General features: G+C 63.0%; 29 protein-coding genes. 14 read left to right on the top strand and 15 right to left on the bottom strand.

Annotated features, from left to right (window positions below; translation table 11 throughout):
- Nucleotides 1-4: 4 nt before the first annotated feature.
- Together AC5STI_RS03405 and AC5STI_RS03400 are read left to right on the top strand one after the other, a co-directional pair.
- Nucleotides 5-799 (top strand): lytic murein transglycosylase, encoded by a 795-nt coding sequence (locus tag AC5STI_RS03405; protein ID WP_475051680.1) that lies wholly within the window; start codon nucleotides 5-7, stop codon nucleotides 797-799.
- A gap of 338 nt (nucleotides 800-1,137) precedes the next feature.
- Entirely contained in the window at nucleotides 1,138-1,971 is an 834-nt protein-coding gene (locus AC5STI_RS03400; protein ID WP_495445578.1) for a hypothetical protein, read from the top strand.
- Here the strand turns inward: AC5STI_RS03400 and AC5STI_RS03395 are convergent.
- Nucleotides 1,968-2,741 carry a heme-dependent oxidative N-demethylase family protein gene (locus tag AC5STI_RS03395; RefSeq protein WP_495445577.1) on the bottom strand — a complete coding sequence of 258 codons (774 nt, stop codon included), beginning with the start codon at nucleotides 2,739-2,741 and terminating at the stop codon, nucleotides 1,968-1,970. The genes AC5STI_RS03400 and AC5STI_RS03395 overlap by 4 nt on opposite strands.
- Nucleotides 2,742-2,890: 149 nt before the next feature.
- Between AC5STI_RS03395 and dddP the strand changes: the two genes are divergently transcribed.
- The gene (dddP, locus tag AC5STI_RS03390; protein WP_495445576.1) at nucleotides 2,891-4,234 is read left to right on the top strand and encodes a dimethylsulfonioproprionate lyase DddP; all 1,344 of its coding nucleotides are present in this window, start codon (nucleotides 2,891-2,893) and stop codon (nucleotides 4,232-4,234) included.
- Here the strand turns inward: dddP and AC5STI_RS03385 are convergent.
- Entirely contained in the window at nucleotides 4,198-4,788 is a 591-nt protein-coding gene (locus tag AC5STI_RS03385) for an NUDIX hydrolase (protein ID WP_495445575.1), read from the bottom strand. The two genes, dddP and AC5STI_RS03385, sit on opposite strands and share 37 nt — an antisense overlap.
- Before the next feature lie 158 nt (nucleotides 4,789-4,946).
- On the opposite strand from AC5STI_RS03385, the gene AC5STI_RS03380 reads away from it, so the two are divergent.
- Nucleotides 4,947-6,179, top strand: a complete 1,233-nt coding sequence (locus AC5STI_RS03380; RefSeq protein ID WP_495445574.1) for a bifunctional alpha/beta hydrolase/OsmC family protein — start codon at nucleotides 4,947-4,949, stop codon at nucleotides 6,177-6,179.
- A gap of 248 nt (nucleotides 6,180-6,427) precedes the next feature.
- The gene (locus tag AC5STI_RS03375; protein WP_475051672.1) at nucleotides 6,428-6,685 is read left to right on the top strand and encodes a DUF6455 family protein; all 258 of its coding nucleotides are present in this window, start codon (nucleotides 6,428-6,430) and stop codon (nucleotides 6,683-6,685) included.
- Between the two features lie 72 nt (nucleotides 6,686-6,757).
- On the opposite strand, the gene AC5STI_RS03370 is transcribed toward AC5STI_RS03375, so the two are convergent.
- Entirely contained in the window at nucleotides 6,758-7,105 is a 348-nt protein-coding gene (locus AC5STI_RS03370; RefSeq protein ID WP_495445573.1) for a hypothetical protein, read from the bottom strand.
- Nucleotides 7,106-7,191: 86 nt separating this feature from the next.
- On the opposite strand from AC5STI_RS03370, the gene purB reads away from it, so the two are divergent.
- From purB to AC5STI_RS03350, 4 genes are all read left to right on the top strand, one after another.
- The gene (purB, locus tag AC5STI_RS03365; RefSeq protein WP_475051670.1) at nucleotides 7,192-8,496 is read left to right on the top strand and encodes an adenylosuccinate lyase; all 1,305 of its coding nucleotides are present in this window, start codon (nucleotides 7,192-7,194) and stop codon (nucleotides 8,494-8,496) included.
- Between the two features lie 156 nt (nucleotides 8,497-8,652).
- Nucleotides 8,653-9,186 carry a tetratricopeptide repeat protein gene (locus tag AC5STI_RS03360; protein ID WP_495445572.1) on the top strand — a complete coding sequence of 178 codons (534 nt, stop codon included), beginning with the start codon at nucleotides 8,653-8,655 and terminating at the stop codon, nucleotides 9,184-9,186.
- Between the two features lie 76 nt (nucleotides 9,187-9,262).
- Nucleotides 9,263-10,372 (top strand): flagellar motor switch protein FliG, encoded by a 1,110-nt coding sequence (locus tag AC5STI_RS03355; protein WP_495445571.1) that lies wholly within the window; start codon nucleotides 9,263-9,265, stop codon nucleotides 10,370-10,372.
- Between the two features lie 155 nt (nucleotides 10,373-10,527).
- Nucleotides 10,528-11,412, top strand: a complete 885-nt coding sequence (locus AC5STI_RS03350; RefSeq protein WP_490397584.1) for a lysophospholipid acyltransferase family protein — start codon at nucleotides 10,528-10,530, stop codon at nucleotides 11,410-11,412.
- A gap of 22 nt (nucleotides 11,413-11,434) precedes the next feature.
- On the opposite strand, the gene AC5STI_RS03345 is transcribed toward AC5STI_RS03350, so the two are convergent.
- Nucleotides 11,435-12,136 carry a DUF1223 domain-containing protein gene (locus AC5STI_RS03345; RefSeq protein ID WP_495445570.1) on the bottom strand — a complete coding sequence of 234 codons (702 nt, stop codon included), beginning with the start codon at nucleotides 12,134-12,136 and terminating at the stop codon, nucleotides 11,435-11,437.
- A 222-nt stretch (nucleotides 12,137-12,358) separates the two neighbouring features.
- Here AC5STI_RS03345 and acnA point away from each other — a divergent pair, with 222 nt between their 5' ends.
- Nucleotides 12,359-15,133: an aconitate hydratase AcnA gene (gene acnA / locus AC5STI_RS03340; RefSeq protein WP_495445569.1), complete on the top strand. Its 2,775-nt coding sequence runs from the start codon at nucleotides 12,359-12,361 to the stop codon at nucleotides 15,131-15,133.
- Between the two features lie 105 nt (nucleotides 15,134-15,238).
- Here acnA and AC5STI_RS03335 read toward each other — a convergent pair whose 3' ends face one another.
- Nucleotides 15,239-16,018, bottom strand: coding sequence for a substrate-binding periplasmic protein (locus tag AC5STI_RS03335; RefSeq protein ID WP_495445568.1), 780 nt, complete (start codon nucleotides 16,016-16,018; stop codon nucleotides 15,239-15,241).
- A 270-nt stretch (nucleotides 16,019-16,288) separates the two neighbouring features.
- Between AC5STI_RS03335 and AC5STI_RS03330 the strand changes: the two genes are divergently transcribed.
- The 3 genes from AC5STI_RS03330 (at nucleotide 16,289) to AC5STI_RS03320 (ending at nucleotide 17,363) form a co-directional block, all read left to right on the top strand.
- Nucleotides 16,289-16,573 (top strand): antibiotic biosynthesis monooxygenase, encoded by a 285-nt coding sequence (locus tag AC5STI_RS03330; RefSeq protein ID WP_490397588.1) that lies wholly within the window; start codon nucleotides 16,289-16,291, stop codon nucleotides 16,571-16,573.
- Nucleotides 16,574-16,658: 85 nt separating this feature from the next.
- Entirely contained in the window at nucleotides 16,659-16,997 is a 339-nt protein-coding gene (locus tag AC5STI_RS03325; RefSeq protein WP_495445567.1) for a DOPA 4,5-dioxygenase family protein, read from the top strand.
- A gap of 72 nt (nucleotides 16,998-17,069) precedes the next feature.
- Complete coding sequence (locus tag AC5STI_RS03320; RefSeq protein WP_495445566.1) at nucleotides 17,070-17,363, top strand: putative quinol monooxygenase; 294 nt, start codon at nucleotides 17,070-17,072, stop codon at nucleotides 17,361-17,363.
- A gap of 27 nt (nucleotides 17,364-17,390) precedes the next feature.
- Here AC5STI_RS03320 and AC5STI_RS03315 read toward each other — a convergent pair whose 3' ends face one another.
- From AC5STI_RS03315 to yajC, 10 genes are all read right to left on the bottom strand, one after another.
- The gene (locus tag AC5STI_RS03315; protein ID WP_475051652.1) at nucleotides 17,391-17,930 is read right to left on the bottom strand and encodes a DsbE family thiol:disulfide interchange protein; all 540 of its coding nucleotides are present in this window, start codon (nucleotides 17,928-17,930) and stop codon (nucleotides 17,391-17,393) included.
- Entirely contained in the window at nucleotides 17,923-18,078 is a 156-nt protein-coding gene (gene ccmD / locus AC5STI_RS03310; protein WP_490397592.1) for a heme exporter protein CcmD, read from the bottom strand. Before ccmD ends, AC5STI_RS03315 begins: the two co-directional genes overlap by 8 nt.
- On the bottom strand, nucleotides 18,078-18,809 hold the full coding sequence (locus AC5STI_RS03305) for a heme ABC transporter permease (RefSeq protein ID WP_490397593.1): 732 nt from the start codon (nucleotides 18,807-18,809) through the stop codon (nucleotides 18,078-18,080). The genes ccmD and AC5STI_RS03305 overlap by 1 nt, the downstream gene beginning before the upstream one ends.
- A 56-nt stretch (nucleotides 18,810-18,865) precedes the next feature.
- The gene (gene ccmB / locus AC5STI_RS03300; protein ID WP_435659656.1) at nucleotides 18,866-19,522 is read right to left on the bottom strand and encodes a heme exporter protein CcmB; all 657 of its coding nucleotides are present in this window, start codon (nucleotides 19,520-19,522) and stop codon (nucleotides 18,866-18,868) included.
- On the bottom strand, nucleotides 19,519-20,133 hold the full coding sequence (gene ccmA / locus AC5STI_RS03295; protein ID WP_495445565.1) for a heme ABC exporter ATP-binding protein CcmA: 615 nt from the start codon (nucleotides 20,131-20,133) through the stop codon (nucleotides 19,519-19,521). The genes ccmB and ccmA overlap by 4 nt, the downstream gene beginning before the upstream one ends.
- 87 nt (nucleotides 20,134-20,220) lie before the next feature.
- Nucleotides 20,221-20,574, bottom strand: a complete 354-nt coding sequence (locus AC5STI_RS03290) for an Mth938-like domain-containing protein (protein ID WP_495445564.1) — start codon at nucleotides 20,572-20,574, stop codon at nucleotides 20,221-20,223.
- Between the two features lie 11 nt (nucleotides 20,575-20,585).
- Entirely contained in the window at nucleotides 20,586-21,338 is a 753-nt protein-coding gene (locus AC5STI_RS03285; protein WP_475051643.1) for a TSUP family transporter, read from the bottom strand.
- Nucleotides 21,331-22,299: a protein translocase subunit SecF gene (secF, locus tag AC5STI_RS03280; RefSeq protein WP_495445563.1), complete on the bottom strand. Its 969-nt coding sequence runs from the start codon at nucleotides 22,297-22,299 to the stop codon at nucleotides 21,331-21,333. Before secF ends, AC5STI_RS03285 begins: the two co-directional genes overlap by 8 nt.
- 1 nt (nucleotide 22,300) lies before the next feature.
- Entirely contained in the window at nucleotides 22,301-23,962 is a 1,662-nt protein-coding gene (secD, locus tag AC5STI_RS03275; RefSeq protein WP_495445562.1) for a protein translocase subunit SecD, read from the bottom strand.
- A 33-nt stretch (nucleotides 23,963-23,995) separates the two neighbouring features.
- The gene (yajC, locus tag AC5STI_RS03270; RefSeq protein ID WP_008556864.1) at nucleotides 23,996-24,280 is read right to left on the bottom strand and encodes a preprotein translocase subunit YajC; all 285 of its coding nucleotides are present in this window, start codon (nucleotides 24,278-24,280) and stop codon (nucleotides 23,996-23,998) included.
- 302 nt (nucleotides 24,281-24,582) lie between these two features.
- Here yajC and serS point away from each other — a divergent pair, with 302 nt between their 5' ends.
- Complete coding sequence (gene serS / locus AC5STI_RS03265) at nucleotides 24,583-25,875, top strand: serine--tRNA ligase (protein ID WP_490397600.1); 1,293 nt, start codon at nucleotides 24,583-24,585, stop codon at nucleotides 25,873-25,875.
- Nucleotides 25,876-25,879 lie beyond the last annotated feature (4 nt).

Raw genomic sequence — 25,879 nt, 5'->3', positions numbered from 1 at the left:
ATTCATGCGCCGGCTGATTGCCCCTGCCCTGATTTCCGCCTTTCTTGCTTCTCCCGCCGTGGCTGCGACCTGCGGCAATACCTCTGCCGGGTTCGATGCCTGGAAACAGGCGTTCAGCCGCGAGGCCAAACGTGCCGGGGTGCGCAAAGCCGGGCTGCAAGCACTGGCAAATGCGCAATACGCCCGCCGCACCATCGCCGCCGACCGCAACCAGAAGAGCTTCAAATACTCTTTGGAGAAGTTCATGCAGGTCCGCGGCTCTGCCACCATCGTGGCGCAGGGCCGCAAGCGCAAGGCGCGCAATCCCGACTTCTACGCTGCACTGGAACGCAAGTACGGCGTGCCCGCCGGGGTGCTGATCGCCATCCACGGTATGGAGACAGCCTTTGGCAATTACATGGGCGACAGCCAGGTGGTCTCAGCAATCGTGACGCTGACCTACGACTGCCGCCGCTCCGATTTCTTCCGCCCGCACGCGCTGGGGGCGCTGAAGCTGGTGGATCAAGGCGCCATCACCCCCGGCACGCTCGGTGCCAAGCACGGCGAACTGGGCCACACCCAGTTTCTTCCCGGCAATGCCCTGCAATACGGCCAGGACTGGGACGGCAACGGCCGGGTGGATTTCTACAACATGGGTGATGCCCTGGCCTCCACCGCCTATTACTTGCGCAAGAAGGGCTGGAAGCCCGGCAAAGGCTATCAGCCGGGCGAGCCGAATTACCCCGTTCTGAAGCAATGGAACGCCGCCACTGTTTATCAGCAATCGCTAGCGATCATGGGACGCCAGATCGACGGCTGACCGCGGCTGCGATCGTTTATCGCTGCACTTGCCGCCGCCCCCGGCGACGGCGGGAGGCGCAGTTGTGAATCACGCCAGGAACAGTGCAGGCGATTCCCGCTTCATTGTAAGCTCTAGGGCATCAATGTGTTCCGCAGATGCCACAGTTGAGCCGCATTTGAGCTCTTATTTCCCGCAAAACCAATGTTAAACCGTTTAGATTCAGAGTCTTAGAAACTGCCTCATTTGCCCTTTTTCTGTTTGCACAGTTTCCCGCACGGCCTAATCTTCTGCCCCACTTTGAACCCCTTCAATTTTTATTCTTCTTTTATCGGCACCCTGAATGGAGGATCCGGACGGTGGCAAAGAACGTGCAATTTACGGGCAGGCTTGGGCTGGAAAGCCGCGATCAAGAAACCCTTTCCGCTGCGGTTTCCGCGGTGGTGGACACGCTCGAAGACTTTGGCCATTCCGCGGAAACGATCGAGGCCCGCGCCGAGAATGCCGCCCGGCTGCAATGCGATCATTACTTTGTCACTGTACGCCTGCGCCGAGTTCCGCTGCGGCGCTCCAGCCGTCTCACCGGAAGCATGCTGCAGCCCTCGGCACTGCTGGAAGTGTCGCTGTCCCCGGTTCATCCGGAGCATTGCGACCGCGAGATCACCGAGATGCTGCTGGCTGAGGTACTGCGGCGGCTGCTTTCCGCTGTCGAAGCCACCTCCGTCGAGTGGCTTGATACTGAGGTCGCTTTGACCTGCGACCAGTTCCTGAGCGTGTTCGCACCTCAGCCCGCGGTATCCGGCCAGGCAGAAACCCCTGTTGAAGCCAGCCAGCCAAGGCAGCCCCGACCGGAGCGTCCCCGCGGCCGCGCTTGCTTTGCGCCGGTAGACCAAGCCGCGCTTGCGCTTGAGGCCCACTGCGAACGCGCCTTTCAAGATGCAGTAAACCGTGCAGCAGGACCCGGTTCCTCGGCGGCAGCCGAACGAGCACGCGCCCGAAGCCGCAGGCCGCTGCAGGCCGGACCGCAGCCAAGCGGATGGAGCAGCCAGTTGCAGGTCCCGGCTCTGGCCGCTTTCAGCATCGCGCCGCGCCGCCGGCTGCGTTTTGTCAGCCATCTGCTTCTGCTGGCCGCTCTGTTCTTGTTCCTGGACAGCGCAGGCATGGTGCAGGCCGCACGCCCGCTGTTCCCCTAAGGCCGCGCCGCAGGGTTCTCTTCACGGGGACCCCACTGGCGCATCACATCCGCCCGCGCAAGCACATGGGTGTGGATGGCAAACACCACAGCACGGGTCTGCGGCAGCCGCAGGATCACCTGCTTTTCGCTTCGCAGAAACCCGGCCCTGCTGCCGTCCGGTTTTTCACGCGGAGCGTGCTGGCTGCGCGGCTGGTATAGCGCCGGGTCCCGGTACCACAGCGCGTTGAACCGCCACAGCGGCCGGCCCGCCTGCACCCCGTCAAACAACCGCTGCACCCGCGCAGCAATACCCGCGTCATAGCTGTCCACCGGCACATGAATGCCGGTCAATGGCCGCATGAATTTCTCCGCCAGCGTCCAGCTTGCCGGAAAACACAAAACCGCGCCGGTCAGAACATGTTCCTCCGCCCCGTCCGGTTTCTGCAGGATGCAGAAATCCTGCTGCGCTATCCGGCCCAGGGTTCCCAAGGGATCCTCCCAGTCGACCGCGACCCGCACGCGATCCGGCCGCAGCGCGGTATCTTCAGCCCCGGAATCCAGCGCATCCAGCGCCATCTGCAGCAGCTCTTGCGCCGCTGCCACCGCGTTGGCGTCCAGCCGCAGGACCTCGTCCCGCCGGGTGGACAGCAGCCGCTCCCGCTCTGCCATCTGGCCCGCATAGGCATCATCCGCCGCCAGCCAGCCATCAGGCGCAAGCGGCTGAATACCGGGGAGTTTCTTCTCCTCAAGCGGGTTGTAGGGAATGGTCTTCTGCAGAATCGCTTTCATCCCTCTGCGATAGCATTCCAACCGCCGGGAATCAGCCGCAACGTTGCATCTTAGGTCAGAAACGACCGGAAAACCCGTCGCTTTCTGCCGCGATTCCCCCGGCCGCAGGCGGCACATTGGACAGGACTGTGCAGCGACGGAGGCCACGCATGAACGAGCACTACCGCGACATCCGCAAAATCGACCCAACTCGCGGTGACAGGCTGGGCGACAACACCCCGAACGACAACGACCGTGTCGAGATCGGCCCGACCCAGCTGGCTTTCGGCGAATGGGCAGAGGCCGGGCTGCAGTTGCCGGACCTGCAGGCCATGCGCAGATTCCGCTGGGAGCGGCTGACCCGTTTCATCAACGACCGCGGCTATGGCGGCCTTCTGGTGTTCGACCCGCTCAATATCCGCTATGCGACCGACTCCACCAACATGCAGCTGTGGAACACCCACAACCCGTTCCGCGCCCTGCTGATCTGCGCCGATGGCTACATGGTGCTGTGGGATTACAAGCAGTCGCCTTTCTTGAGCGAATTCAACCCGCTGGTGCGGGAACAGCGCGCGGGCGCGGACCTGTTCTATTTTGACCGCGGCGACAAGATCGACGTGGCCGCCGATAAGTTCTCCAACGAGGTTCGCATCCTGCTGGAGGAGCACAGCGGCAGCAACAAGCGGCTGGCGGTCGACAAGGTGATGCTGCACGGGCTCCGGGCGCTGGAAGCACAGGGACTGGAGATCTTCCCCGGCGAAGAGCTGACCGAGAAATGCCGCGCGGTGAAAGGCCCGGACGAGATTCTGGCGATGCGATGCGCCCACCACGCCTGCGAAACCGCAGTGGCGGCGATGGAAACAATCGCCCGTGAGCAGATCCCGGGCGGCAATATCTCCGAGGATGACGTCTGGGCGGTGCTGCACGCGGAAAACATCCGCCGCGGCGGCGAATGGATCGAAACCCGCCTTCTCGCCTCTGGTCCGCGCACCAACCCCTGGTTCCAGGAATGCGGGCCGCGCATCATCAAAAACAACGAGATGATCAGCTTCGACACCGATCTGGTCGGCTCCTACGGGATTTGCATCGACATCTCCCGCAGCTGGTGGATCGGCGACCGGAAACCGCGCCCCGACATGATCTATGCCATGCAGCACGGGCTGGAGCACATCCGGTACAACATGGAAATGCTGAAACCGGGCGTGAACATCCAGGAGCTCTCCAAGGGCTGCCACGCGCTGGACGCAGAGTTCCAGAAACAGAAATACGGCTGCATGATGCACGGCGTCGGCCTCTGCGATGAGTGGCCGCTGGTCGCCTATCCGGACCAGATGGTCGAGGGCGCCTTTGACTATGTGCTTGAGCCGGGCATGGTGCTCTGTGTCGAAGCGCTGGTCTCGCCCGAGGGCGGCGACTTCTCGATCAAACTGGAAGACCAAGTGCTGATCACCGAGGACGGCTATGAGAACCTGACCACCTACCCGTTCGACAAGGCACTGCTGGGAGAAGCGTAACGCCCAACTGCCGGTCCCTCCCGCAAGGAGGGGCCGGGACAGCCTGCGGCGCCGTCAGGCGCCACACCTTCGCAATAGCGGCTCAGGAACCGCGCCAGCTTCTCCCGCAGGACCAGCACACCGGGCGAATCCGTTACCTCTTCCAGCTGATCGAGCGGCACCCAGGCCAGAGCGTGGGATTCATCGCTGGCGGCAATTTCCCCCGCCGCGGCCTGAAACAGGTATCGCACATCGTAATGCACATGCGCGCAGTCGCGGGTACTTGCAGGGATCCCGTGGATATCGACATCGAACACCTGCTTGGACAAGAGCCTGATCCGCGACAGACCGCTTTCCTCATAGGCTTCCTTCAGCGCCACAAAGGGCACGTCGGCAATGCCGTCGCAATGGCCGCCTAGCTGGAGCCAGCGGTTAAGCTTCTTGTGATGGGTCAGCAGCACGCTCTTCCTGTCTGGCGACAGCACAAAAGCGGATCCGGTCACGTGGCCGGTTTCCGGATTGCGGCCGAAGGCCTGGCGTTCGCTGGCGCAGAAGTCCGCCAACCGCTGCCACATCTGCCGGTCCCGCCCGCACTGCGGCCTGAAACATCCGATGCCCTCTATGGTACTGCTGCTCATCTGGCTTCACCTTCCCGTGACGTTGGGGGCTGCTGCCTTGTTCAGGCCACGTTGCGCGCTCAATCTATGCGGATCACCCAATAAAGGCCACGCCAATGCCCATGGAACGGATTTCATTCACCGGCCACGCCGGAAATACCCTTGCTGCCCGTCTCGACCTGCCCGACGGGCCGGTGCTGGCGACCGCCCTCTTTGCCCATTGCTTCACCTGCTCCAAGGACATTCCCGCCGCGCGGCGGATTGCCGGGCGGCTGGCGGCGATGGGGATTGCAGTGCTGCGCTTCGACTTCACCGGCCTCGGCCACTCCGAAGGTGAGTTTGCCAACACCACTTTCACCTCCAACGTGGCAGATCTGATCCTGGCGGCGCAGTATCTGGCCTCGCGCAACATGGCGCCTTCGCTGCTGATCGGTCATTCGCTGGGCGGTGCCGCCGTGCTGCGGGCGCGTGCCGGAATCCCTTCGGCCAAAGGCGTGGTGACATTGGGGGCGCCGTTTGATCCTGGCCATGTCTCGCACCATTTCGATTCAGCCCTGCCGGAGATCGAGGCCAAGGGCCGCGCAGAGGTCTGTCTGGCCGGGCGGCCCTTTGTGATCGGCAAGGAGTTTGTCGAGGATATCAAAGCCGAGGCGCTGGCGCCCGCGATTGCAGAACTGAAGGCGGCGCTTCTGGTTCTCCACGCGCCGAGGGATGAGACGGTGAGCATCGACAATGCCGGTTCGATCTTCACCGCCGCCAAGCATCCCAAAAGCTTTGTTACTCTGGACGATGCCGACCACCTGATCTCGCGCCCTGCGGACGCGGAGTATGCTGCAGAAGTGATCGCGGCCTGGGCCGGGCGCTATATCGGCATGACCCCGCCCGCGCCGCCGCCCGGTGCACCGGAAGGTATCCTGCGGGTGACGGAGGCGGACCCGGACGGGTTTCTGCAGGATGTGCAATCCGGCCCCTATCACCACGCTTTGGCTGACGAGCCGCTGGCCTATGGCGGCACCAACCGCGGTATGTCGCCCTACGGGTTCGTGGCTGCGGGCTTGGGCGCCTGCACGTCGATGACGCTCAGGATGTACGCCCGGCGCAAGGGCTGGCCGCTGGAAGGGATCAGCGTTGATGTCAGCCACGATAAAGTGCACGCCCAGGACGCCCTGCCCTCCGGGCCAGCCAAGATCGACCAATTCACCCGGGTGGTGCGGCTATGCGGCCCCTTGAGCGACGAACAGCGCAGCCGGCTGCTGGAGATTGCCGACAAATGCCCGGTGCACCGCACCCTGGAAAGCGGCGCCAGGGTTGTGACCCGGCTGGAGGCAACGGAACAGGCTGAAGCCTGACACCCGGCAATTTCCGGCGGTGCTCCCGCGCCCGGGCCGTGCAGTAAACCTGCACCGCCAGCGGCCTTGGGCCCGGCGCCGCGCAAGGCGCGGCGCCGGACCGAACTGCGGCAGGCCTTCGTCAGAAGGCCGCAGCGCAGGCGGGAGCCCCAGCCTGCCGTTGAAGTTTGCGCCAAATCAACGTGCCGCCGCGCATTCCCGCCCATGCTGTTTCCAGTCCGGCACTGGCCGGGCACGGGAGGAAAGACATGGGACTTTTTGCAAGACTCGCCCGGAGCGGCGACCTGGTGCAGGGCATGGCCAGCCGTCTGGGCATAGACTATGGCGACATCGTTGCCGCGGACCCGCAGGCGCAGGGCCGGAAATACATGCGCGCAGTCCTGCGCTGCAGCACCTGCAGCAATCAGGACGGCTGCAGCAGTTTGCAACGTGAGGTGACAGACCTGGACGCGCCGCCGCCCTACTGCCGCAATGCCCGGCTGCTGGCGCATTTGCGAGAAAGCTGACCGCGGTCTGCCCGGCCATTCAAGACAGCCGCTCGCCGCTGGATCTTGACGCGATTATGCCCTTGCGCCCGCTCAGCCCTCAGGGTCAGCATAGCGCCCCGTTGCGATGTCCCCGCCCTCGCCGGAAAACCGTACCGCTTGACCGTCGCTTTCCAGCGTATAACAGGCCCAAAGGTCCGACGGCGGCCAGCTGGAGCAATATTTTCCATCGCGCACTCCCCAATAGCCCCAGCTGTCGTGGCCCGCATGATAAAGCGTGCGGCCCGACGCACTGAACTCCTGCCAGGCACCGTCGCCATACACCAGCCTGCGCCCTTCCAGCGCTGCTTGCACTTCATCCCCGGTCAGCACCCGCCACTCTGACGCCCAAACCGGCGACACCGCGCATGATACCGAAATCATCAGGGCAAACTGCCTCATGCTCCCCTCCCAGGCTTGCTGTCTTGCATTTGCTGATCTAAGAGGCCGGGCATCTGCTGCACAATCACATAAAGGTGCTTTCGCCCATGATCCCCCGCTATTCCCGCCCCGAGATGGTCGCAATCTGGTCGCCCGAGACCAAGTTCAAGATCTGGTATGAGATCGAGGCGCATGCCTGCGAAGCCATGGCCAACCTCGGCGTGATCCCGCGCGAGAACGCCGACGCGGTGTGGAAGGCCAAGGATGTGGAATTCGACGTCGCCCGCATCGACGAAATCGAGGCGGTGACCAAGCATGACGTGATTGCCTTCCTGACCCACCTGGCTGAGCATGTGGGTTCGGAAGAAGCCCGGTTTGTGCATCAGGGCATGACGTCTTCGGACGTGCTGGACACCTGCCTGAACGTGCAGCTGGTGCGCGCTGCCGACATCCTTCTGGAGGGCATGGACAAGGTGCTGGCAGCCCTGAAAAAACGCGCGCTGGAGCACAAGAACACCGTGCGCGTGGGCCGCTCCCACGGCATCCATGCCGAACCGACCACCATGGGCCTGACCTTTGCCCGGTTCTATGCCGAAATGGACCGCAACAAGAACCGTCTGGAAAAGGCCCGCTGGGAAGTGGCCACCGGCGCGATCTCCGGCGCGGTCGGCACTTTCGCCAACATCGACCCGGCGGTCGAAGAGCACGTCTGCGAGCAGCTGGGCCTGCGCCCCGAGCCGATCTCCACCCAGGTGATCCCGCGCGACCGCCACGCGATGTTCTTTGCCACACTCGGCGTCATCGCGTCCTCGATCGAGAACATTGCCGTGGAAATCCGCCACATGCAGCGCACCGAGGTGCTGGAAGGCGCGGAATTCTTCTCGATGGGCCAGAAGGGCTCCTCGGCGATGCCGCACAAGAAAAACCCGGTCCTGACCGAGAACCTGACCGGCCTCGCGCGCCTGGTGCGCATGGCCGTGATCCCGGCGATGGAGAACGTGGCGCTGTGGCATGAGCGCGATATTTCGCATTCCTCCGTCGAGCGCGGCATTGGCCCGGACGCCACTGTGACCCTGGACTTCGCGCTCAACCGCCTGGCCGGCGTTGTCGACAAGATGCTGGTGTTCCCGGAAAACATGCTGGAAAACATGAACAAATTCCCGGGCCTGGTGATGTCGCAACGGGTTCTGCTGGCTCTGACCCAGGCTGGCGTCAGCCGCGAAGACGCCTATGCCATGGTGCAGCGCAACGCCCTGAAGGTTTGGGAAGAGCGCGTTGATTTCCGCGAGCTGCTGCTGGCCGATGCCGATGTGGTCGCCGCCCTCGGCGAAGAAGCGATCAACGAGAAATTCGACATGGGCTATCACACCAAGCACGTCGACACGATCTTCAAGCGCGTGTTCGGCGAGTAAGCTCTGCCCGCGCATGGTGTTAACGACGCCCCGCCGGATTGGCGGGGCGTTTCGCGTTCTGCCGCCGGGTAAACGCCTTTGTGAACAAAAATACAGATCCAGACCGGGGTTCCGGGGTTAGAGTGGGCAGAACATTCTGCGTCTGGAGTTTCCGATATGCGATTTCTTGCCTTGGCCGCCGCCCTGACCCTGCCGGTTGCTGCCCTTGCTGCCAGCGGCAACGACTGGAACCCGCCCAAACCCACCGAGACCACCAAGACCTGCAAGGGCAAGCGGGTCTGGGATGAGCAGAAGAAACGCTGCGTTCGGCCCCGGAAGTCCTCACTGAACCAGGAGCAGCTGCTGGGCGCTGCCCGCGAGCTGGCCTATGCCGGCAGGCAGGAGGATGCTCAGGCAGTGCTCAGCGCGATGGCGGATCAGCAGGATTCCGTGGTGCTGACCTACTGGGGTTTCACCCATCGCAAGCTGGGCAATTCAGAACTGGCGCGAGCCTATTACGATCAGGCCCTCGCACGCGATCCGGATAATATCCTTGCCCGTTCGTATATGGGACAAGGCTTTGTGGAACAGGGAAATTTCGGCGCCGCCCTGATACAGTGGAAAGAGATCAAGGCACGGGGCGGCGACGGCACATGGGCCGAAGCATCGCTGCGCAGCGCGCTCGAAACGGGAGCGTCCCACAGCTACTAGGCTTCAGCCTTTCTTTACGGCTTGCGGCTTATCCTGCCCTTCCATGATCGAGAAGAATCTTTGGTAGGGTGCGAGAATGCCTCAAGACAACATGCTGGCGCTTCCAATGGCAACTGGCGGCCCCGACCTGGGCGGGTTTTCCGCCCCGGCGCCGATGGGTGCGGGGAACAGCAGCGGCCTGAGCGGCAAGGCCAAGGCCGCGATAATCGTCCGGCTGCTGCTGAACGAAGGCGCCGAAATCCCGCTGGAGGAGCTGCCGGATGACCTGCAGCTGGAACTGACCCAGCAGATGGGCAGGATGCGGATTGTCGACCGCGACACCTTGAATGCGGTGGCGGGAGAATTTGCCGACCTGCTGGACAATGTCGGCCTGCATTTCCCCAACGGTCTGGCCGGTGCCTTGAACGCGATGGAAGGCAAGATCAGCCGCTACACCCACAGCCGCCTGCGCAAGGAGGCCGGCGTGCGCCAGTTCGGCGACCCTTGGCAGCGGCTGAAGCAGCTGCCGCCGGAAGACCTGGCATCGCTGGCAGAGGCCGAAAGCACTGAGGTCGCCGCTGTGCTGCTGTCCAAGCTGGACACCGCCAAGGCCGCGCAGATGCTGGTGCATCTGCCGGGCCCGATTGCCCGCCGCATCACCTATGCGGTCAGCCAGACGGCCAAAGTGACACCTGAAACCGTCGACCGGATCGGCCTGTCGCTGGCCGCCCAGGTCGAGGCCCGGCCGGAGCTTGCCTTTGACGACACCCCCGGCCAGCGGCTGGGCGGAATCCTGACCGAAGCCGCGGCAGCCAAGCGCGACGAGGTTCTGACCGCGCTGGACGAAGAGGACGAGGAATTCGCCATCAAGGTGCGCAAGGCGATCTTTACCTATGCGCTGATCGGCGAGCGGATGCAGCCCGTCGACGTGCCCAAGCTGATGCGGGTATTGTCTCAGCCGGATCTGGTCACCGCCATGGCCTTCGCCTCGGACGAGGAGGATGTTGCCACCAACGAATTCCTGCTCAAGAACATGTCGAGCCGGATGGCCGACAACATCCGCGAAGAAGTGGCGGAGCGCGGCAAAGTCAAACGGAGCGATGGCGAGGCCGCCTTTGGCTTGATCATCTCGGCCATGCGCGACCTGGTAGCGACCGGTGAAATTGAACTGAAAACCGACGACGAGGACGACAGCGCCGAAGACTGACACCACCCGCCCGGAAGCCGGCGCGCCCTGCGCCCGCGGCACCCGCCCTGAACTGACAGGGCGGACGCCGCCTTCGACATGCTTGTGCCCGCCGGTGCGCCTGCTTATGATGCGGGCTTCCAGGCGCATCTCCGCGCCGCAGCCATCCAGAAGCCATGCCTGTAGACCCTTCCGAGCTCTCCACCTGGAGCCATGTCAAATATTTTGGCAGCAACCTGTTTCTGCGCGGGCTGCTGCTGGGCGCCGGGCTGATCCCCTACCGGCTGCGCGTGCCGCTGATGGGCCGCCTGGTCACCGCCATGGGGCGGCTGGCAGGTTTTGACAAGCGGGTTCGCAACAATCTGGAACTGGTCAGCCCTGAGCTCTCCGGCCTGGATCCTGACCAGCTTTACCGGGATGTGAGCAATAATGCCGGGCGGATGATTGCCGAGCTTTATGATGGCGAGACTTTCCATGAGAAGGCGAAATCGGCACCCATCACCGGCCCGGGACTGGAAGCGCTGGAAAAAGCCCGTGCAGCCGGGCGGCCGGTGCTGCTGGCCACCGCACATTTTGGTAATTACGACGCCGCCCGCGCCGCATTGATCGCCCGCGGCCACGAGATGGGCGCGCTGTACCGGCGGATGGCGAACCCCTACTTCAACGAGCATTACGTCGCAGCCATGAAGAGCACCGGTGAACCGATGTTTGAACAGGGCAAGCGCGGCATGGTCGAACTGGTGCGGCATCTGAAAAAGGGCGGCATCGCTGCCATTGTCACCGACCTCTATGCCCAGGGCGGAGAGCCGATCGACTTTTTCGGCAAGCCTGCTGTCACGTCAACCGTTCCGGCGGAACTCGCGCTCAAATTCGGCGCAGCACTGATTCCGGTCTATGCGGTGCGCCAGGAAAACGGCCTCGATTTCGAAATCATCATGAATGGCGAAGTCCCCGCCTCGGACCCGCTGACGATGACCAAGGCGCTTACGGCTGACCTGGAATCCATCGTGCGCAAGCACACCGGCCAGTGGTTCTGGATCCACCGCCGCTGGAAAACCTGAGCAGCCGCTGCCGAACAGCGGCTCAGTCGGCCCGTGCGGCGGCGATGATCCGGCCAAAGGGCGCTTCCTGAACCAGCACCGCGGCGGGCTGACTGCCGCCCAGCGGCACCGTCAGCTCCAGCGCCTCGGCGCCGTTCCACTCTGCCGCCACCTGCCAGTCCTCCACCACATTGGCATAGGTGAAAGTCTTCCCCGCCAACTCTCCGCGGGTGATGCTGACAGTGCGCTCGGGGGTAAATCGCACCAGCTGCACCAGCAGCCGGACTTCCGCCATCTGCGCCCCCGGCTGCAGACGGATCGCCAGCTGCCCGCCGTCCCGCCGGAGTTTCAGCGACACCGGCCGCGGCTGCTTCTGGTGCTTCCGGATGGCGCTCTCCACCTGCATCGCATCGGCGCCGACCACATCTTCCTGACCCATGATGATCATCTGCGGCGTGTAAATCATCCGGCGCCCGCCAGCACGGGCATAGCCTTTCTGCCGCCGGGTATGCTCCCGCCGGGCGAACTTGTCCTTCCAGCCGATGTAATCCCAATAATCCACATGCAGCGCCAGCGGCAGAACGTCATCGCGGGCTGCCAGTTCGTGCAGCAGGGCATCCGCCGGCGGGCAGGACGAACAGCCCTGCGACGTGTACAGCTCCACCACCACGGGTTCCCTTGCGGTTTGGCCGTGAACCGGCAGCGCCAGAACCAAAGCCGCTATCAATGACGCCAGAATTCTCATGAATCGCCTTCTCAGTTTCTTAGCCCTCTGGTCTAAAGATGTGCTGCAAGTTAGGCCAATCAATCATTTTTGAGGCGTCCTGAACCGGCGCCACCCGAAAATTGTGTACAATCGCATACAAAATGACGCACTGCGGCGATTGAACTATTGAATGGCAAACATTCCTCATGCATGTAACAGTCAGCGAATTCCCAAGTTTCAATTTCTTGAGGGAGGCCAGACATGCCTATCACCGTCGGACAGGACAATGCCAGCGCACGCCGCACACTCAGCGTGAACGGCAAAACGATTTCCTACTACTCCATTCCCGCTGCCACCGAAGCAGGATTTGGCGACTTTTCCAAGCTTCCCGCCGCCTTGAAGGTCGTGCTGGAAAACATGCTGCGTTTCGAGGATGGCGGCTTTTCAGTCTCCACCGATGACATCAAGGCCTTTGGCGAATGGGCCGGCAAGGGCGGCAAGAACCCGCGCGAGATCTCCTACCGCCCGGCCCGCGTGCTGATGCAGGATTTCACCGGCGTTCCCGCCGTGGTCGACCTCGCCGCCATGCGCGACGGCATCGTCGGCCTAAAAGGCTCAGCCGCCAAGATCAACCCGCTGGTGCCGGTGGATCTGGTCATCGACCACTCGGTGATGATCGACGAATTCGGCAACCCGCGCGCGTTCCAGATGAACGTCGACCGCGAGTATGAGCGCAACATGGAGCGCTATCAGTTCCTGAAGTGGGGCCAGAAGGCGTTCAACAACTTCCGCGTGGTGCCGCCGGGCACCGGTATCTGCCACCAGGTGAACCTGGAATACCTGGCCCAGACCGTCTGGACCGACACCGACCAGAACGGCGAGGAAGTCGCCTACCCCGACACTCTGGTCGGCACCGACAGCCACACCACTATGGTGAACGGCGCCGCGGTGCTGGGCTGGGGCGTTGGCGGCATCGAGGCGGAGGCCGCGATGCTGGGCCAGCCGATTTCCATGCTGATCCCCGAAGTGGTCGGCTTTGAGCTGACCGGCGAGATGACCGAAGGCACCACCGGCACCGACCTGGTGTTGAAAGTGGTGGAAATGCTGCGTGCCAAGGGCGTGGTCGGCAAGTTCGTGGAATTCTTCGGCGAAGGCCTCGACCGGCTGCCGCTGGCGGACCGCGCAACCATCGCGAACATGGCCCCCGAATACGGCGCCACCTGCGGCTTTTTCCCGATCGACGATGAAACCCTGCGCTACCTGCGCAACACCGGCCGCGACAAAGACCGCATCGCGCTGGTCGAGGCCTATGCCAGGGAAAACGGTTTCTGGCGGGACGAGAACTACAAGCCGGTCTACACCGACACGCTGCATCTGGACATGGGCACCGTCGTGCCCGCGATTTCCGGTCCGAAACGGCCGCAAGACCACATCGCGCTCGACAAGGCGGCGACAACCTTCCACGACTATGTCGAAGGCCAGCGCAGCGCCAAGGACGCGGGTGAACGTGCCGAAGGCCGCTGGGAGGCCGAGGGCGGCCAGCCCGAACCGCAGGACATCCCCGGCGACAAGGGTCATCACAAGTCCGGCTTTGTGACAACGGACGACGGCAAGTACCAGCTGCACGACGGCTCCATCGTGATCGCCTCGATCACCTCCTGCACCAACACCTCGAACCCCTATGTGATGATCGGTGCGGGGCTTGTGGCAAAGAAGGCGCATGAGCGCGGCCTGACCCGCAAACCCTGGGTCAAGACTTCTCTGGCGCCGGGCTCGCAAGTGGTGTCGGAGTATCTTGAGGCCGCCGGCCTGCAGGAGCACCTGGATGCCATCGGCTTCAACCTAGTCGGCTACGGCTGCACCACCTGCATCGGCAACTCCGGTCCGCTGGCGGAGGAAATCTCCAAATGCATCAATGACAACGACCTGATCGGTGTGTCGGTGCTGTCCGGCAACCGCAACTTCGAGGGCCGCATTTCGCCTGATGTGCGCGCCAACTACCTCGCCTCGCCGCCGCTGGTGGTGGCCTATGCGCTGGCCGGTGACATGAACATCGACATCACCACCGCGCCGCTGGGCCAAGACCAGGACGGCAACGACGTCTTCCTCAAGGACCTCTGGCCGAGCCAGAAGGAAATCGCCGATCTGGTCGAGCAGACCGTGACGCGCGAGGCGTTCCAGTCGAAATACGCCGATGTCTTCAAGGGCGACGAGAAGTGGCAGGCGGTGGAGGTCACCGACGCGGAGACCTATGACTGGCCCGCAAGCTCGACCTACATCCAGAACCCGCCCTACTTCCAGGACATGGGCCCCGAGCCGGGCACCATCGAGAATATCGAGGGCGCCAAGGTTCTGGCTATCCTGGGCGACATGGTGACCACCGACCACATCTCTCCCGCGGGCTCCTTTGCCACCACCACGCCCGCAGGCCAGTACTTGCTGGAGCGCCAGGTTCAGCCGCGTGAGTTCAACTCCTACGGCTCGCGCCGCGGCAACCACGAGATCATGATGCGCGGCACCTTCGCCAACATCCGCATCAGGAACGAAATGCTGGACGGCGTCGAGGGCGGCTATACCAAAGGCCCCGACGGCGAGCAGACCTCAATCTACGAGGCCTCGATGGCGCATCAGGAAAACGGCACCCCGCTGGTGGTGTTCGGCGGCGAGCAGTACGGCGCCGGCTCCTCGCGCGACTGGGCGGCCAAAGGCACCGCGCTCTTGGGTGTCAAGGCAGTGATCGCCGAGAACTTCGAGCGCATTCACCGCTCGAACCTGGTGGGCATGGGCGTGATCCCGTTCGAGTTCACCGGCGGCGACACCCGCAAGACGCTGGGTCTCACAGGCGAGGAAACCGTCTCGATCCGCGGTCTAGACAGCATCAAGCCGCTACAGGAAGTGCCGTGCGATATCACCTTTGCCGATGGATCGGAGAAGACCATCACGCTGAAGTGCCGTATCGATACCGCACCGGAGATCGAATACATCGAACACGGCGGCGTGCTGCATTACGTGCTGCGCAACCTGGCCAAGCAATAAGCCCGGTCACCGCCAGACCATTAAGGGCGCCCAGCCGGGCGCCCTTTTCTGATGTATCCTAAGTCTGCAAAAGGGCAGCACCGCCTGCTGCCCGGCCGGTTCGGGCTAATGGCTGTAGCTGCGGCTGTGCAGGATCCGGCCGATCTCCCCCTCGGCCTTCAGCTCCCTGATCGCGCGGTCGAACTCTTCCAGATAGGCCCCGGCGCCGCTGGCGCGGGACAATCCGAAGTGCGACGTGCGGCTGGAAACGGGTGTCCCGGCAGCGGCAATCCGGTCCTGCCAGCCGTTCAGGCGCACGTGATAACGCCCCACGGCGTCGTCAATTGCGATCAGGTCCAACTGGTCGAACATAAGCATTTGCATCAGCCCCGTCACGTCGCTGCCTCTTATGATCCGGTTGCGGGAGCTGAACGCCGCCTCCATTTCAGGGTCGATGACGCTGCCATTCACCATGCCAAGCCTCAAGCGGGACACTCCAGCGTATCCTTCGCCCCAGTCCAGCCCATCCGGAAAGCGCTCCCTGTTGTACCAGAAGGTATTGGTCTGCTGGAACGTGCCCTCGGTGAAGGCCAGGAATGCCTCCCGTTCCGGGGACTTGAACAGCGGCAGGATTCCGTCCGCCTCCCCCGTTTTCGCGTGAGCCAAGCACCGCTGCCACGGAAGCAACACGGTTACGGCCTCCAGGCCGTCGATCCGCTGCATGACCTTTTGCAGCAGCTCAACCTTCAGACCGCCTTCAGGAATACCACCGTCCCCCACGGTGTAGGGAGGGTAGTGATCATAGCAGAATGTGAGCACGGTCTTCGCATGTGCCGCCGCAGCAAACAGGCCCAGGGCAGCAGCAAAGCTTAGGCCTGACTTAAGGAAACGCGCCAGATCAGCCACTTTCCACTCTTTCCCAACAATTGTGCGTGACACGCACGCAGTGCCTCAAAACTCTCCAATTCTCAACAGCCTGATCCCCCGGCATTCAACAAAAAATTGAAATCGTCTGCAAGGAAACCCGCCGACTCTGGCCGCGGCACCGGCCGAGCGAGGAAAAGCTTTCATCTCCCGTTGCGTAATCGGCTGTACCGGAGGCAGTTGGCGTGTAAATGTTAATATTAAATAAACCTTTTCTCATCCTGATCGCATTGAAGGGCCAGACACAAAAGCATGAAAGAAGCCGTAGTTGCCGTTATTTATCCGGCTGCAGACACATTCGACGACCACGCTGCAACGGTGCTGGCAATGATACGCGAGACCCGGCGCTTCCCGGGGTGCATTGAAGCACACGCCGGTATCAACCGCGAGCGCCATGAAATCTGTGTGTTCCACATTTGGGAATCAAATGAACACCTTGAGCAGTACCTGACCTGGCGCGCCGAACGCGGCGACCTGGACGCCCGCAGTGCCACGATGCGGCGTGAACAGGACTTCCGCACCTATTCAGTCCCCTGACCCGGTCAGGATGGACCGTGCTGCACATCTGATGTTCGCTTACGCCAGATTGCGCTGCCGGGGACTTGGCGCCAATCTTGCGGCCATGAAACAGACCAGCAGTATCACCGGCTACCACGCCCACGTCTATTTTGACGAAACCACCGTTGAACAGGCCCGGACCCTCTGCCGGTACGCCTCAGATCAGTTCGGGGTCCAGATGGGCCGTATGCATGAAAAAAACGCCGGCCCGCACCCAATGTGGTCCTGTCAGCTGGCGGCCACCCCGGAACAATTCACAGGCCTGCTGCCTTGGCTGGCCCTGAACCGGCAGGGTTTGATCGTGTTTGCGCATCCTGAAACCGGCGACGAGCTGGCAGACCACCGTGACCACGGAATCTGGCTGGGGACCGGTCTGGCTCTGGATCTCAGCATTTTCGGCTGATATGCGGCGCCTCCAGCTAACACTTACGGGCAGCTGACAGGACCGTTGCCCCTTTGACTCGCGGAGCTTTCTTTGACCGAAGCGGTAATTATTCAGCTGCAGCCTTTGCCGGGGCAATACACCCGGCTGGCGGTTCTGGTGAAACAGATGGTGGCGCAAGTCCGGGACTATCCGGGTTGCCTGCAAGCCGACACCCTGCTCGCCCCGGACCGGGACGAGGTCGCCATTTTCCAGCGCTGGCAAGACGCGGAAGCCTTTAGCGACTACCTGATCTGGCGCTCCAAGCAGGAGGACTTCGAACAGCTTCACAAGCTGCTGGCATCGGAGCCGGATTTCAGAAGCTTCACCCTCGGCACATCGGAGTAACGCACCCGGCCAGCTTTGGCTGCCCGGTTACTGGCCCGCCGCCTTTTCCATGGCCGGGCGCAGGGTACTTTCGATCACGCGCTGCGTAATCGGCCCAGCAAAGCGCAGCACGATCTTGCCGTCGCCATCCACCACATAGGTTTCCGGAACGCCATACAGGCCCCAGTCGATAGCCATCCGGCCCTTTTCGTCCCGGCCAATGGCGGTGTAGGGATCGCCGAGCTCCTCCAGGAAGGCTTCGGCATTGGCCAGCTGGTCCTTGTAGTTGATGCCGTATATCGGGATGCCTTCCTTGGACAGCGCCTCAAGATTGGGATGCTCGACCCGGCAGGGCGCGCACCAGCTGGCCCAGTAGTTCACCAGTTTCACCGTGCCGTCGCGCAGGGTTTCGTCGCTGAACATCTCCTTGCCCGGAAACGCCTCCAGCACCACTGGCGGCGCCGGCTGGCCCTCGCGAGCGGACGGAAGGCTGTTGGGGTCCTCGCGGAACATGCCCACCAGCGCAAGGCCGACAAAGCCTGCAAACACCAGACCGGGGATCGCCATAAGGGGAGAGATCTTAGCCATTCCGTTTCATCCGGGTTTCCAGCGTTTCCATCTCCCGGCGCACCTTGCGGCCGCGCCAGATTGTCAGCACCACCAGCGCCACCAGCAGGATCAGCGAGGCCGCATAGGCCGACAGCACCGTATCGGCGTATTTTCCAAGATCGGGCATCAGGCCTCCAGCCGTTCGCGCGCCATCAACGCCTTAATACGGCGGGCGCGGATTTCAGTACCGGTGCGGTAAAGCACCAGCGCAATGAAGAGCAGAACAAATCCTGCCATGCAGACGTAGAGCGGGCTGGAAAACGCATCATGCACGTTTTCCTTCTCATCCAGCGACAGCGATGCGCCCTGGTGCAGCCCCTGGTTCCAGAAGTTCACCGCATAGCGGCTGAGCACCGCAAAGACCGACCCCACCAGGCACAGGATCGAGGTCAGGTCCGCCGCGGTGTCGGGGTTGTCGATCGCCTCCCACAGGGCGATGTAGCCGAGGTAAAACAGGAACAGCACCAGGAAGGACGTCAGCCGCGGGTCCCAGGCCCACCAGGTGCCCCACATCGGCTGGCCCCAGATCGCCCCGGTCACCAGCGCGATCACGGTCATCACAACACCCACAGGCGCTGCGGCCCGGGCGGCCAGCGCGCTGACATGGTGGCGGCGGATCACCCAGACCAGAGAGGTGACCAGCATCATGAACCAGGCATTGATCGCCATCAGCGCTGAGGGCACATGCAGGAAGATGATCTTGACCGTGGAGCCCTGACGGAAGTCATCAGGCGTGAAGAAAAAGCCCCAGATCAGCCCCACGGTGATGAGCACCGCTGAGCTGACCCACAAGACCGGCATCACCTTTTCGGTGGTGGCCAGGAACTTTTTCGGATTGGCGTATTCCCAGATCGACATGGTGGCTATTTAGGTCCTGCTTCCGGATTTCTCAATTCTTGGTCACGGCAATCATCCTAGCGCAAATTGACGCGCAGGACGGCCGCACTGGCAAAGGGCAGAAGGGCGATGGAGGCGGCGGAGATCCCGGCCAGCAGCAGCAGCGGCGTTTGCACCGCCATGCCCTCGGCCCCGCGGCGGGCGACTTCGGAGCCGAAGATCAGCGTCGGCACATAGAGCGGCATTACCAGCAAAGACATCAAGAGGCCGCCGCGTTTCAGCCCCACGGTCAGCGCGGCGCCAAAGGTGCCGATGACAGACAGCGCAGGCGTGCCCAGCAGCAGGGAGACCACCAGCCACTGGAAACCGGCCACCGGCAGGTTCAGCAGCACCCCCAGCACCGGCGCCGCCATCACCAGCGGCAGCCCGGTGGTGATCCAATGCGCCAGCGCCTTGATGGTCACCGTGCTCTCCAGCGGCAGCGGCGCGGTGGCCAGCAGGTCCAGCGAGCCGTCTTCCCAATCCAGCGCCAGCAGCCGGTCGAGCGACAAGAGGCAGGCCAGCAGCGCCCCCAGCCACAGAACCCCGGGCGCGATCCGGGACAGCAACTCTGACTGCGGGCCGACGGAGAACGGCACCATCACCGTTACGATCAGAAAGAATGCAAGGCCCAATCCGAAACCGCCGCCAGCCCGGAAGGCGAGCTTCAGATCCCGCAGGAGAAGCGCAATCACAGGAAGCCTCCGTCAAAATCGTCGATCTCCGGCGGCTTGGCCTTGTAGGGGCCGACGTCCAGCACCTCTGCCTCCAGCCCCAAGTCGATGTGGGTGGCAATCAGCGCCGAGCCGCCCTGCCCCAGATGCGCCCGCACCGCGTTTGCAAACATCGCGACCGAGGTCTTGTCGAGGCTCACTGTCGGCTCATCCATGATCCAGATCGGGCGGCCCGTGACCAGCATACGGCTGAGGCCCAGGCGGCGTTTCTGCCCCGCCGACAAGGCGCCTGCCTGACGGTCGCGCAGAGTTTGCAGATCAAAGCCGTCCAGCGCCTGTTCAATGCCGTTGCGGCCAAACACGCTGGCCCAAAAGGTCAGGTTTTCCGCGACCGTCAGCGTCGGCTTCAGACCGTCGGAATGGGCAGCATAGGCGATTTGGTCCTCAGCGCCCTCGACCCGGCCCTTCAGCGGCTGCTGCAGCCCTGCAACGGTCCGCAGCAGCGTGGTCTTGCCGATGCCGTTGGGGCCGCGCAGGATCAGCGCCTTGCCGGGCGCCAGCATAAAGCTGAGCCCCTCCAGCACCGGGATGCCACCGCGGGCCACGCCCAGATCCGTCACAGTTAATGTCATGAAGCCCGCATATCCCATTGCTCCGGCGCATGAAAAGCCTGTTTTCGAAATGCCCGCTTTGCGGCAGGTCAAATGAAAATCAGGAAGTCAGACCGGCAGCGCCGCCATGGCAATCCGGCGCCCCTCGGACAGGAGCACATTGTAGGTGCGGCATGCGGCGGGCGAGTTCATGATCTCAACGCCCAGCCCGGCCTCCTCCAGCGCCTCGCGCAGCTCTGCAGGGATATGCGCGATCTCAGGCCCGGTGCCGATGAACAGCACGTCGATCTCTCCGGCCAGTGCCAGCAGCGGTTGCGCATCGGCCATACCGCCCCAAGCCGCAGTGCCCCCCGCCGAGGTCAGCACCGGCCCCTGATGCACCTGTCCGCCAATCCGGAAGAACCCTTCACCATAGCCGTCAACCGGCTGCGCGTCGGAATAGCTTACTTCGTTCAGGCGCATCTGGGGTCCTTTCAGTCAAATACCGGGAGGCTGGATAACACGGCCAGCGCAATCACGGAATAGGAGGCGAAGCGGTAGAGCTTTTCCAGTTTGGGATCAAACAGGGCCTTGCCGGTCAACGTGGTGATCACGTAAGGCACGCCCAGCAGCGCGGCCAGAATGAACGCTTTGAGGCTGGCCATGCCGCCAAAGATCAGGTTGACCGCGATCACCACATCCAGCGCCGCCAGGAACACGATGGTATTGGCCCTGACCCGCGCCACGTCGCGCACGTTGGCCAGGTAGAAGACGATGATCACCGGTCCCGTCAGACCGGTCATTCCGCCAACGATGCCCGCCGCGCCGCCAATGGCGAACCGGCCCGGCCAGCCGAGTTTGCCCTGCCAGCGCCAGCCGGAGATCACGGCGGCCAGTGTTACGCCGATCACCCCGGCCGCAACCCAGCGCAGGGTCAGCGGATCCATCTGTGACATGATCCACAAACCAACAGGCACGGTCACAGCGGCGGCCATGGACAACGCCCCGACCTCTGCCCTGTCGGCCTTGCTCCAGGCCTGCGGGAATAGAGTGATGGTGGAGAACACCCCCATCAGCACCATCAGGAACACTACATCCGCCGACGGCAGGAACTGCGCCCCGACGGGGACAAAGATCATCGCGGTGCCAAAACCAGTGAAGCCGCGGACTAGACCCGCGGCTCCGATGGTGACCAGCAGCCAGAACAGCCCCGGCGTTTGCAGGGCTGCCTGAAAGGCCTCAAGCATCAATGTTGCCGAACTGGTTGCCGGCGGTATTCGCCTGCTTCGACCAATCGCGCTTCACTCCCAGCTTAAGCAGGATGGTGGAGGCAACGAACACGGACGAATAGGTCCCGACCAGAACACCCCAGATCATCGCAAACACAAAGCCGCGGATCACGTCGCCGCCCAGCACATACAGCGAAACCAGCGCCAGCAAAGTGGTGACAGAGGTCATCATCGTCCGACTTAGGGTTTCGTTGATCGAGATGTTCAGAACCTCGGCCAGGTCTTTCTTCTTGTAGCGTCGCAGGTTCTCGCGCACCCGGTCAAAGACAACCACGGTATCGTTCAGCGAATAACCAACGATCGTCAGCAGCGCCGCGATGATCGCCAGGTCGAACTTGATCTGAAGCTCCGAGAAGACGCCGATGGTCAGCACCACATCATGCACCAGCGCCGCCACTGCGCCGAGCGCGAATTGCCATTCGAACCGCAGCCAGATGTAGACCAGCACCGCCGCAATGGCGAGCACAACGGCAATCACCGCGGTCTGGATCAGCTCACCCGAGACCTTGGGGCCCACGGATTCGACCGACACAAACTTGATGCCTGGCGCCACGCCTTCCAGCGAGGCTTTCAGCGTTTCGATCATCTCACCCGAGATCGCCTCGCCGTCGTCCTGAGCCTGAATGCGGATCATGGCAACGTGCTGGTTTTCCTCAAAGGCCGGGTCGAACACCTCGGTGATCGACACGTCACCCAGTTCATGCACTGCCAGCGCATCGCGGTAGGCGCCGACATCCACGGATTCAGTGGCCTCGGTCCGGATGGTGGTGCCGCCGCGGAAGTCGATACCGAAGTTCAGCCCTTGCCACATAAAGGAGGCAAAACCCACCACCATCATCAGGGCGGAGATGCCCAGCCACAGCTTGGCGCGCTTGAAGAAATCGAAAGAGGTTTCCTGGGGAACAAGTCTCAGCCGCATCTTACACCTCAATCGTTTTCGGACGGCGCCGTTCAAACCACATGACGATCATCAGGCGGGTGACAAAGATCGCGGTGAAAACCGAGGTCATGATGCCCAGCCCCAGGGTGATCGCAAAGCCGCGCACCGGGCCGGAGCCCATCGCGAACAGGATCACCGCGGTGATGAAGGTGGTGATGTTGGCGTCAAGGATGGCGCTCAGCGCCTTAGAGTAGCCTTCGTCGATGGCCTTGGCCGGGCCGCGGCCGGACTTAAGCTCTTCGCGGATACGCTCGAAAACCAGCACGTTGGCGTCCACCGCCATACCAACCGTCAGAACAATACCCGCAATGCCCGGCAGTGTCAGGGTGCCGCCGATGAGGCTCAGCATGCCAAAGATCAGCGCGATGTTCAGCACCAGCGCCACGTTGGCAAACATGCCGAACATTCCGTAACTGCCGACCATGTAGACAAGCACAGCAACGAAGGCCACGGCAGTCGCCACCTTACCCGCGTCGATGCTGTCCTGGCCCAGCTCGGGGCCGATGGTGCGCTCTTCCAGGAACTCCAGCCCCGCGGGCAGCGCGCCTGCGCGCAGCAGAACCGCAAGGTTGGTGCTTTCCTCGATGGTGAAGTTGCCGGTGATGATGCCGGAACCGCCCGGGATGTGAGACTGGATCACCGGGGCGGACACCACCTCGTCATCCAGCACGATCGCAAAGGGCGAGCCGATGTTTTCAGCGGTGTAGTCGCCGAACCGCCGCGCGCCGGAGGTGTTGAAGCGGAAAGTCACCGCAGGCCGCCCGTTCTGGTCGAACGAGGGCTGCGCATCCACCAGGTCTTCGCCGGTCACAACAGCCGCGGCCTCGATGGTGTAGTAGGCGCCTTGCTCATCCAGTGACGGGATCACCTTGTTGCCGATGCCGGGGGCGGCGTCCGGATCACTGCCGCGGCCCACAACCGGGTTGAAGGTCAGCTGCGCGGTGGTGCCGATGATCGCCTTGAGTTCAGACGCGGACCCGATGCCCGGCACCTGAATAAGGATCCGGTCAGCGCCCTGGCGCTGAATGGTCGGCTCGCGGGTGCCTACTTCGTCGATCCGGCGGCGCACGATCTCCAGCGCCTGGCGCACGGTGCGGTCATCGGTGGCGACCTTTTCCGCCTCGCTCAGGCGCACCACCAGGATATCGCCTTCGGCCGAAACCTCGATATCATTTGCGCCGACGCCAGTCAGCGTGGTGATCGGGTTGGCCAGGCCGCGCACCACTTCCAGCGCACGGGCCATGCCATCGGGCTTGGAGAGCTTCAGGCGAATCTCATCCGCAGGCCCCGGCTGACGGCGGAAGGTGCCGACGGTGCTGCGCTCGGGCCGCAGTGCATCACGCACCTCCGGCCACAGCGCGTCCATCCGTGCTTCATAAACGTCTTCAACCTGCACCTCGGCCAGCAGATGCGCACCGCCCCGCAGGTCGAGGCCCAGGTTCACCAGGCCCGACGGCAGGAAGGACGGCCACTGGCCTGCCGTTTCCAGCCGTTCCGGCGTCTCGCCCTTGGCGATGATGTCGGCGGCCGCGTCATTGGCCTGTTCGACGCGGGTGTAAAAACCGTTTGGCAGGGCAAGCATCAATCCAGCTGCGCATACCAGCCAGATCAGCACCCTCTTCCAGAGATCAATTTGCAGCATTGCCCTGCCTTTTCAGATAGTTGCGAAGGGCGATCAGGCTGCCGGCTCGGTCTTGTTCAGAACCTGGGCAATGGTCGCCTTGACCACGCGCACCTTGACGCCCTCGGCGATCTCCACTTCGATCTCGCCGTCTTCCTTGACCTTGGCCACCTTGCCGATAACGCCGCCTTGGGTCACCACCTGATCGCCGCGGCGCAGGCCGTCCACCATCGCCTGATGCTGTTTCATCTTCTTCTGCTGCGGGCGGATCAGCAGGAAGTACATGATCGCGAAGATCAGGATAAGCGGGAGAAATTGGGCGACTGCGCCACCGTCCATGGGATATTCCTTCTGTCAAAGCGGCATGGGTGTCACGCCGGAAATTTGCAGCGGAACCTATGCGCTGGGTGGATGGAGCGCAAGGCTCACGCGGCGCAAAAGCGCGAGCGCAAAACGCCGTTGCAGGATTGCCCTCAACGGCCTGTCCAAGGGGCTTTCCCGGTGAAGACTGCGTGGCTGGGGCTGTGCCCGGAATCCCCAACCTGCACGCAGACCGTTCGCCCCTCTTCCCCTTTGTTCACCCTTGCGTCATAGGATGGGCCTACTGATTCAAATATCATTCAACGCTAGGAGAGACTCTCATGCATGACATCCGCGCTATCCGCGAAAACCCTGCCGCATTCGACGCCGCTGTGGCGCGGCGCGGGGATGCGGGCGTGTCATCCGAGATCCTGGCGCTGGATGAGGCGCGCCGCGCCAAGATCCTGGCTGCGGAAACCGCTCAGGCTGAGCAGAACAAGGCCTCCAAGGAAGTCGGCGCTGCCAAGGGCCGCGGCGATGAGGCCGAGTTTGAGCGTCTGCGCGCCCTGGTGGCCGAGAAGAAGGCCGAAGTGGCGGCCATGAACACCGAGGCCAAGGAACTGGACCAGCAGCTGACCGACATGCTCGGCACCATTCCGAACCTTGCATTCGAAGATGTGCCGCTGGGCGAGGATGAAGACGACAACGTCGAAATCCGCCGCTGGGGCGAGCCCAAGGCGCTGGAATTCGAGGCCAAGGAGCATTTCGAAATCGAAGGCGTGAAGCCCGGCATGGATTTCGAGGTCGCGGCCAAGCTGTCGGGCAGCCGCTTCGTTGTGCTGTCCGGCGCGGTCGCCCGCATCCACCGCGCTCTGGCGCAGTTCATGATCAACACCCATGTTGACGAGAACGGCCTGACCGAGACCTGGACCCCGGTTCTGGTGCGCGAAGAAATGATGTACGGCACCGGCCAGCTGCCCAAGTTCGGCGAGGACAGCTACAAGACCACCGATGGCTGGTGGCTGGTGCCGACGGCTGAGGTCACGCTGACCAACATCGTCAACGGCCTGACGGTCGAGGAAGGCTACCTGCCGCGCCGCTATGTGGCGCACACCCAGTGCTTCCGCTCCGAGGCCGGTTCGGCCGGCAAGGACACCGCGGGCATGCTGCGCCAGCATCAGTTCGAAAAGGTCGAGATGGTCTCGGTCACCCACCCCGACAAAAGCGTCGAGGAGCATGAGCGCATGACCCGCTGCGCCGAGAACATTCTGGAGCGTCTGGGCCTGCCCTATCGCACCATTGTGCTGTGCACCGGCGACATGGGCTTTGGCGCCCGCAAGACCCACGATATCGAGGTCTGGGTGCCCGGCCAGAACACCTACCGCGAGATCTCCTCGGTCTCGGTCTGCGGCGATTTCCAGGCCCGCCGGATGAACGCGCGCTTCAAGCCTGCCGACGGCGGCAAGCCGCAGTTCGTGCACACGCTGAACGGCTCCGGCCTGGCCGTCGGGCGCTGCCTTATCGCGGTGCTGGAAAACGGCCAGCAGGCGGATGGATCGGTCAAGCTGCCGGAAGTTCTGGCGCCATATTTGGGCGGTAAGCTGACCCTGACCGCTGACGGCGATCTGGTCTGATCCA

Source organism: Leisingera sp. CC-HEC096 (assembly GCF_059429235.1).
This window is presented reverse-complemented; position numbering and strand designations above follow the sequence as displayed.

Bases quoted from the DNA above. Each gene is read 5' to 3' on its own strand.
- acnA (WP_495445569.1), top strand. From the start codon at position 12,359: ATGCCTATCACCGTCGGACAGGACAATGCCAGCGCACGCCGCACACTC.
- AC5STI_RS03395 (WP_495445577.1), bottom strand. From the start codon at position 2,741: ATGAAAGCGATTCTGCAGAAGACCATTCCCTACAACCCGCTTGAGGAG.
- AC5STI_RS03325 (WP_495445567.1), top strand. From the start codon at position 16,659: ATGAAACAGACCAGCAGTATCACCGGCTACCACGCCCACGTCTATTTT.
- AC5STI_RS03405 (WP_475051680.1), top strand. From the start codon at position 5: ATGCGCCGGCTGATTGCCCCTGCCCTGATTTCCGCCTTTCTTGCTTCT.
- AC5STI_RS03370 (WP_495445573.1), bottom strand. From the start codon at position 7,105: ATGAGGCAGTTTGCCCTGATGATTTCGGTATCATGCGCGGTGTCGCCG.
- secD (WP_495445562.1), bottom strand. From the start codon at position 23,962: ATGCTGCAAATTGATCTCTGGAAGAGGGTGCTGATCTGGCTGGTATGC.
- AC5STI_RS03360 (WP_495445572.1), top strand. From the start codon at position 8,653: ATGCGATTTCTTGCCTTGGCCGCCGCCCTGACCCTGCCGGTTGCTGCC.
- AC5STI_RS03350 (WP_490397584.1), top strand. From the start codon at position 10,528: ATGCCTGTAGACCCTTCCGAGCTCTCCACCTGGAGCCATGTCAAATAT.
- ccmD (WP_490397592.1), bottom strand. From the start codon at position 18,078: ATGCCCGATCTTGGAAAATACGCCGATACGGTGCTGTCGGCCTATGCG.
- yajC (WP_008556864.1), bottom strand. From the start codon at position 24,280: ATGGACGGTGGCGCAGTCGCCCAATTTCTCCCGCTTATCCTGATCTTC.
- AC5STI_RS03290 (WP_495445564.1), bottom strand. From the start codon at position 20,574: ATGCGCCTGAACGAAGTAAGCTATTCCGACGCGCAGCCGGTTGACGGC.
- dddP (WP_495445576.1), top strand. From the start codon at position 2,891: ATGAACGAGCACTACCGCGACATCCGCAAAATCGACCCAACTCGCGGT.
- secF (WP_495445563.1), bottom strand. From the start codon at position 22,299: ATGCGGCTGAGACTTGTTCCCCAGGAAACCTCTTTCGATTTCTTCAAG.
- AC5STI_RS03345 (WP_495445570.1), bottom strand. From the start codon at position 12,136: ATGAGAATTCTGGCGTCATTGATAGCGGCTTTGGTTCTGGCGCTGCCG.
- serS (WP_490397600.1), top strand. From the start codon at position 24,583: ATGCATGACATCCGCGCTATCCGCGAAAACCCTGCCGCATTCGACGCC.
- AC5STI_RS03330 (WP_490397588.1), top strand. From the start codon at position 16,289: ATGAAAGAAGCCGTAGTTGCCGTTATTTATCCGGCTGCAGACACATTC.
- AC5STI_RS03315 (WP_475051652.1), bottom strand. From the start codon at position 17,930: ATGGCTAAGATCTCTCCCCTTATGGCGATCCCCGGTCTGGTGTTTGCA.
- AC5STI_RS03385 (WP_495445575.1), bottom strand. From the start codon at position 4,788: ATGTGGCAGCGGTTGGCGGACTTCTGCGCCAGCGAACGCCAGGCCTTC.
- AC5STI_RS03355 (WP_495445571.1), top strand. From the start codon at position 9,263: ATGCCTCAAGACAACATGCTGGCGCTTCCAATGGCAACTGGCGGCCCC.
- purB (WP_475051670.1), top strand. From the start codon at position 7,192: ATGATCCCCCGCTATTCCCGCCCCGAGATGGTCGCAATCTGGTCGCCC.
- ccmA (WP_495445565.1), bottom strand. From the start codon at position 20,133: ATGACATTAACTGTGACGGATCTGGGCGTGGCCCGCGGTGGCATCCCG.
- AC5STI_RS03380 (WP_495445574.1), top strand. From the start codon at position 4,947: ATGCCCATGGAACGGATTTCATTCACCGGCCACGCCGGAAATACCCTT.
- AC5STI_RS03375 (WP_475051672.1), top strand. From the start codon at position 6,428: ATGGGACTTTTTGCAAGACTCGCCCGGAGCGGCGACCTGGTGCAGGGC.
- AC5STI_RS03305 (WP_490397593.1), bottom strand. From the start codon at position 18,809: ATGTCGATCTGGGAATACGCCAATCCGAAAAAGTTCCTGGCCACCACC.
- AC5STI_RS03285 (WP_475051643.1), bottom strand. From the start codon at position 21,338: ATGCTTGAGGCCTTTCAGGCAGCCCTGCAAACGCCGGGGCTGTTCTGG.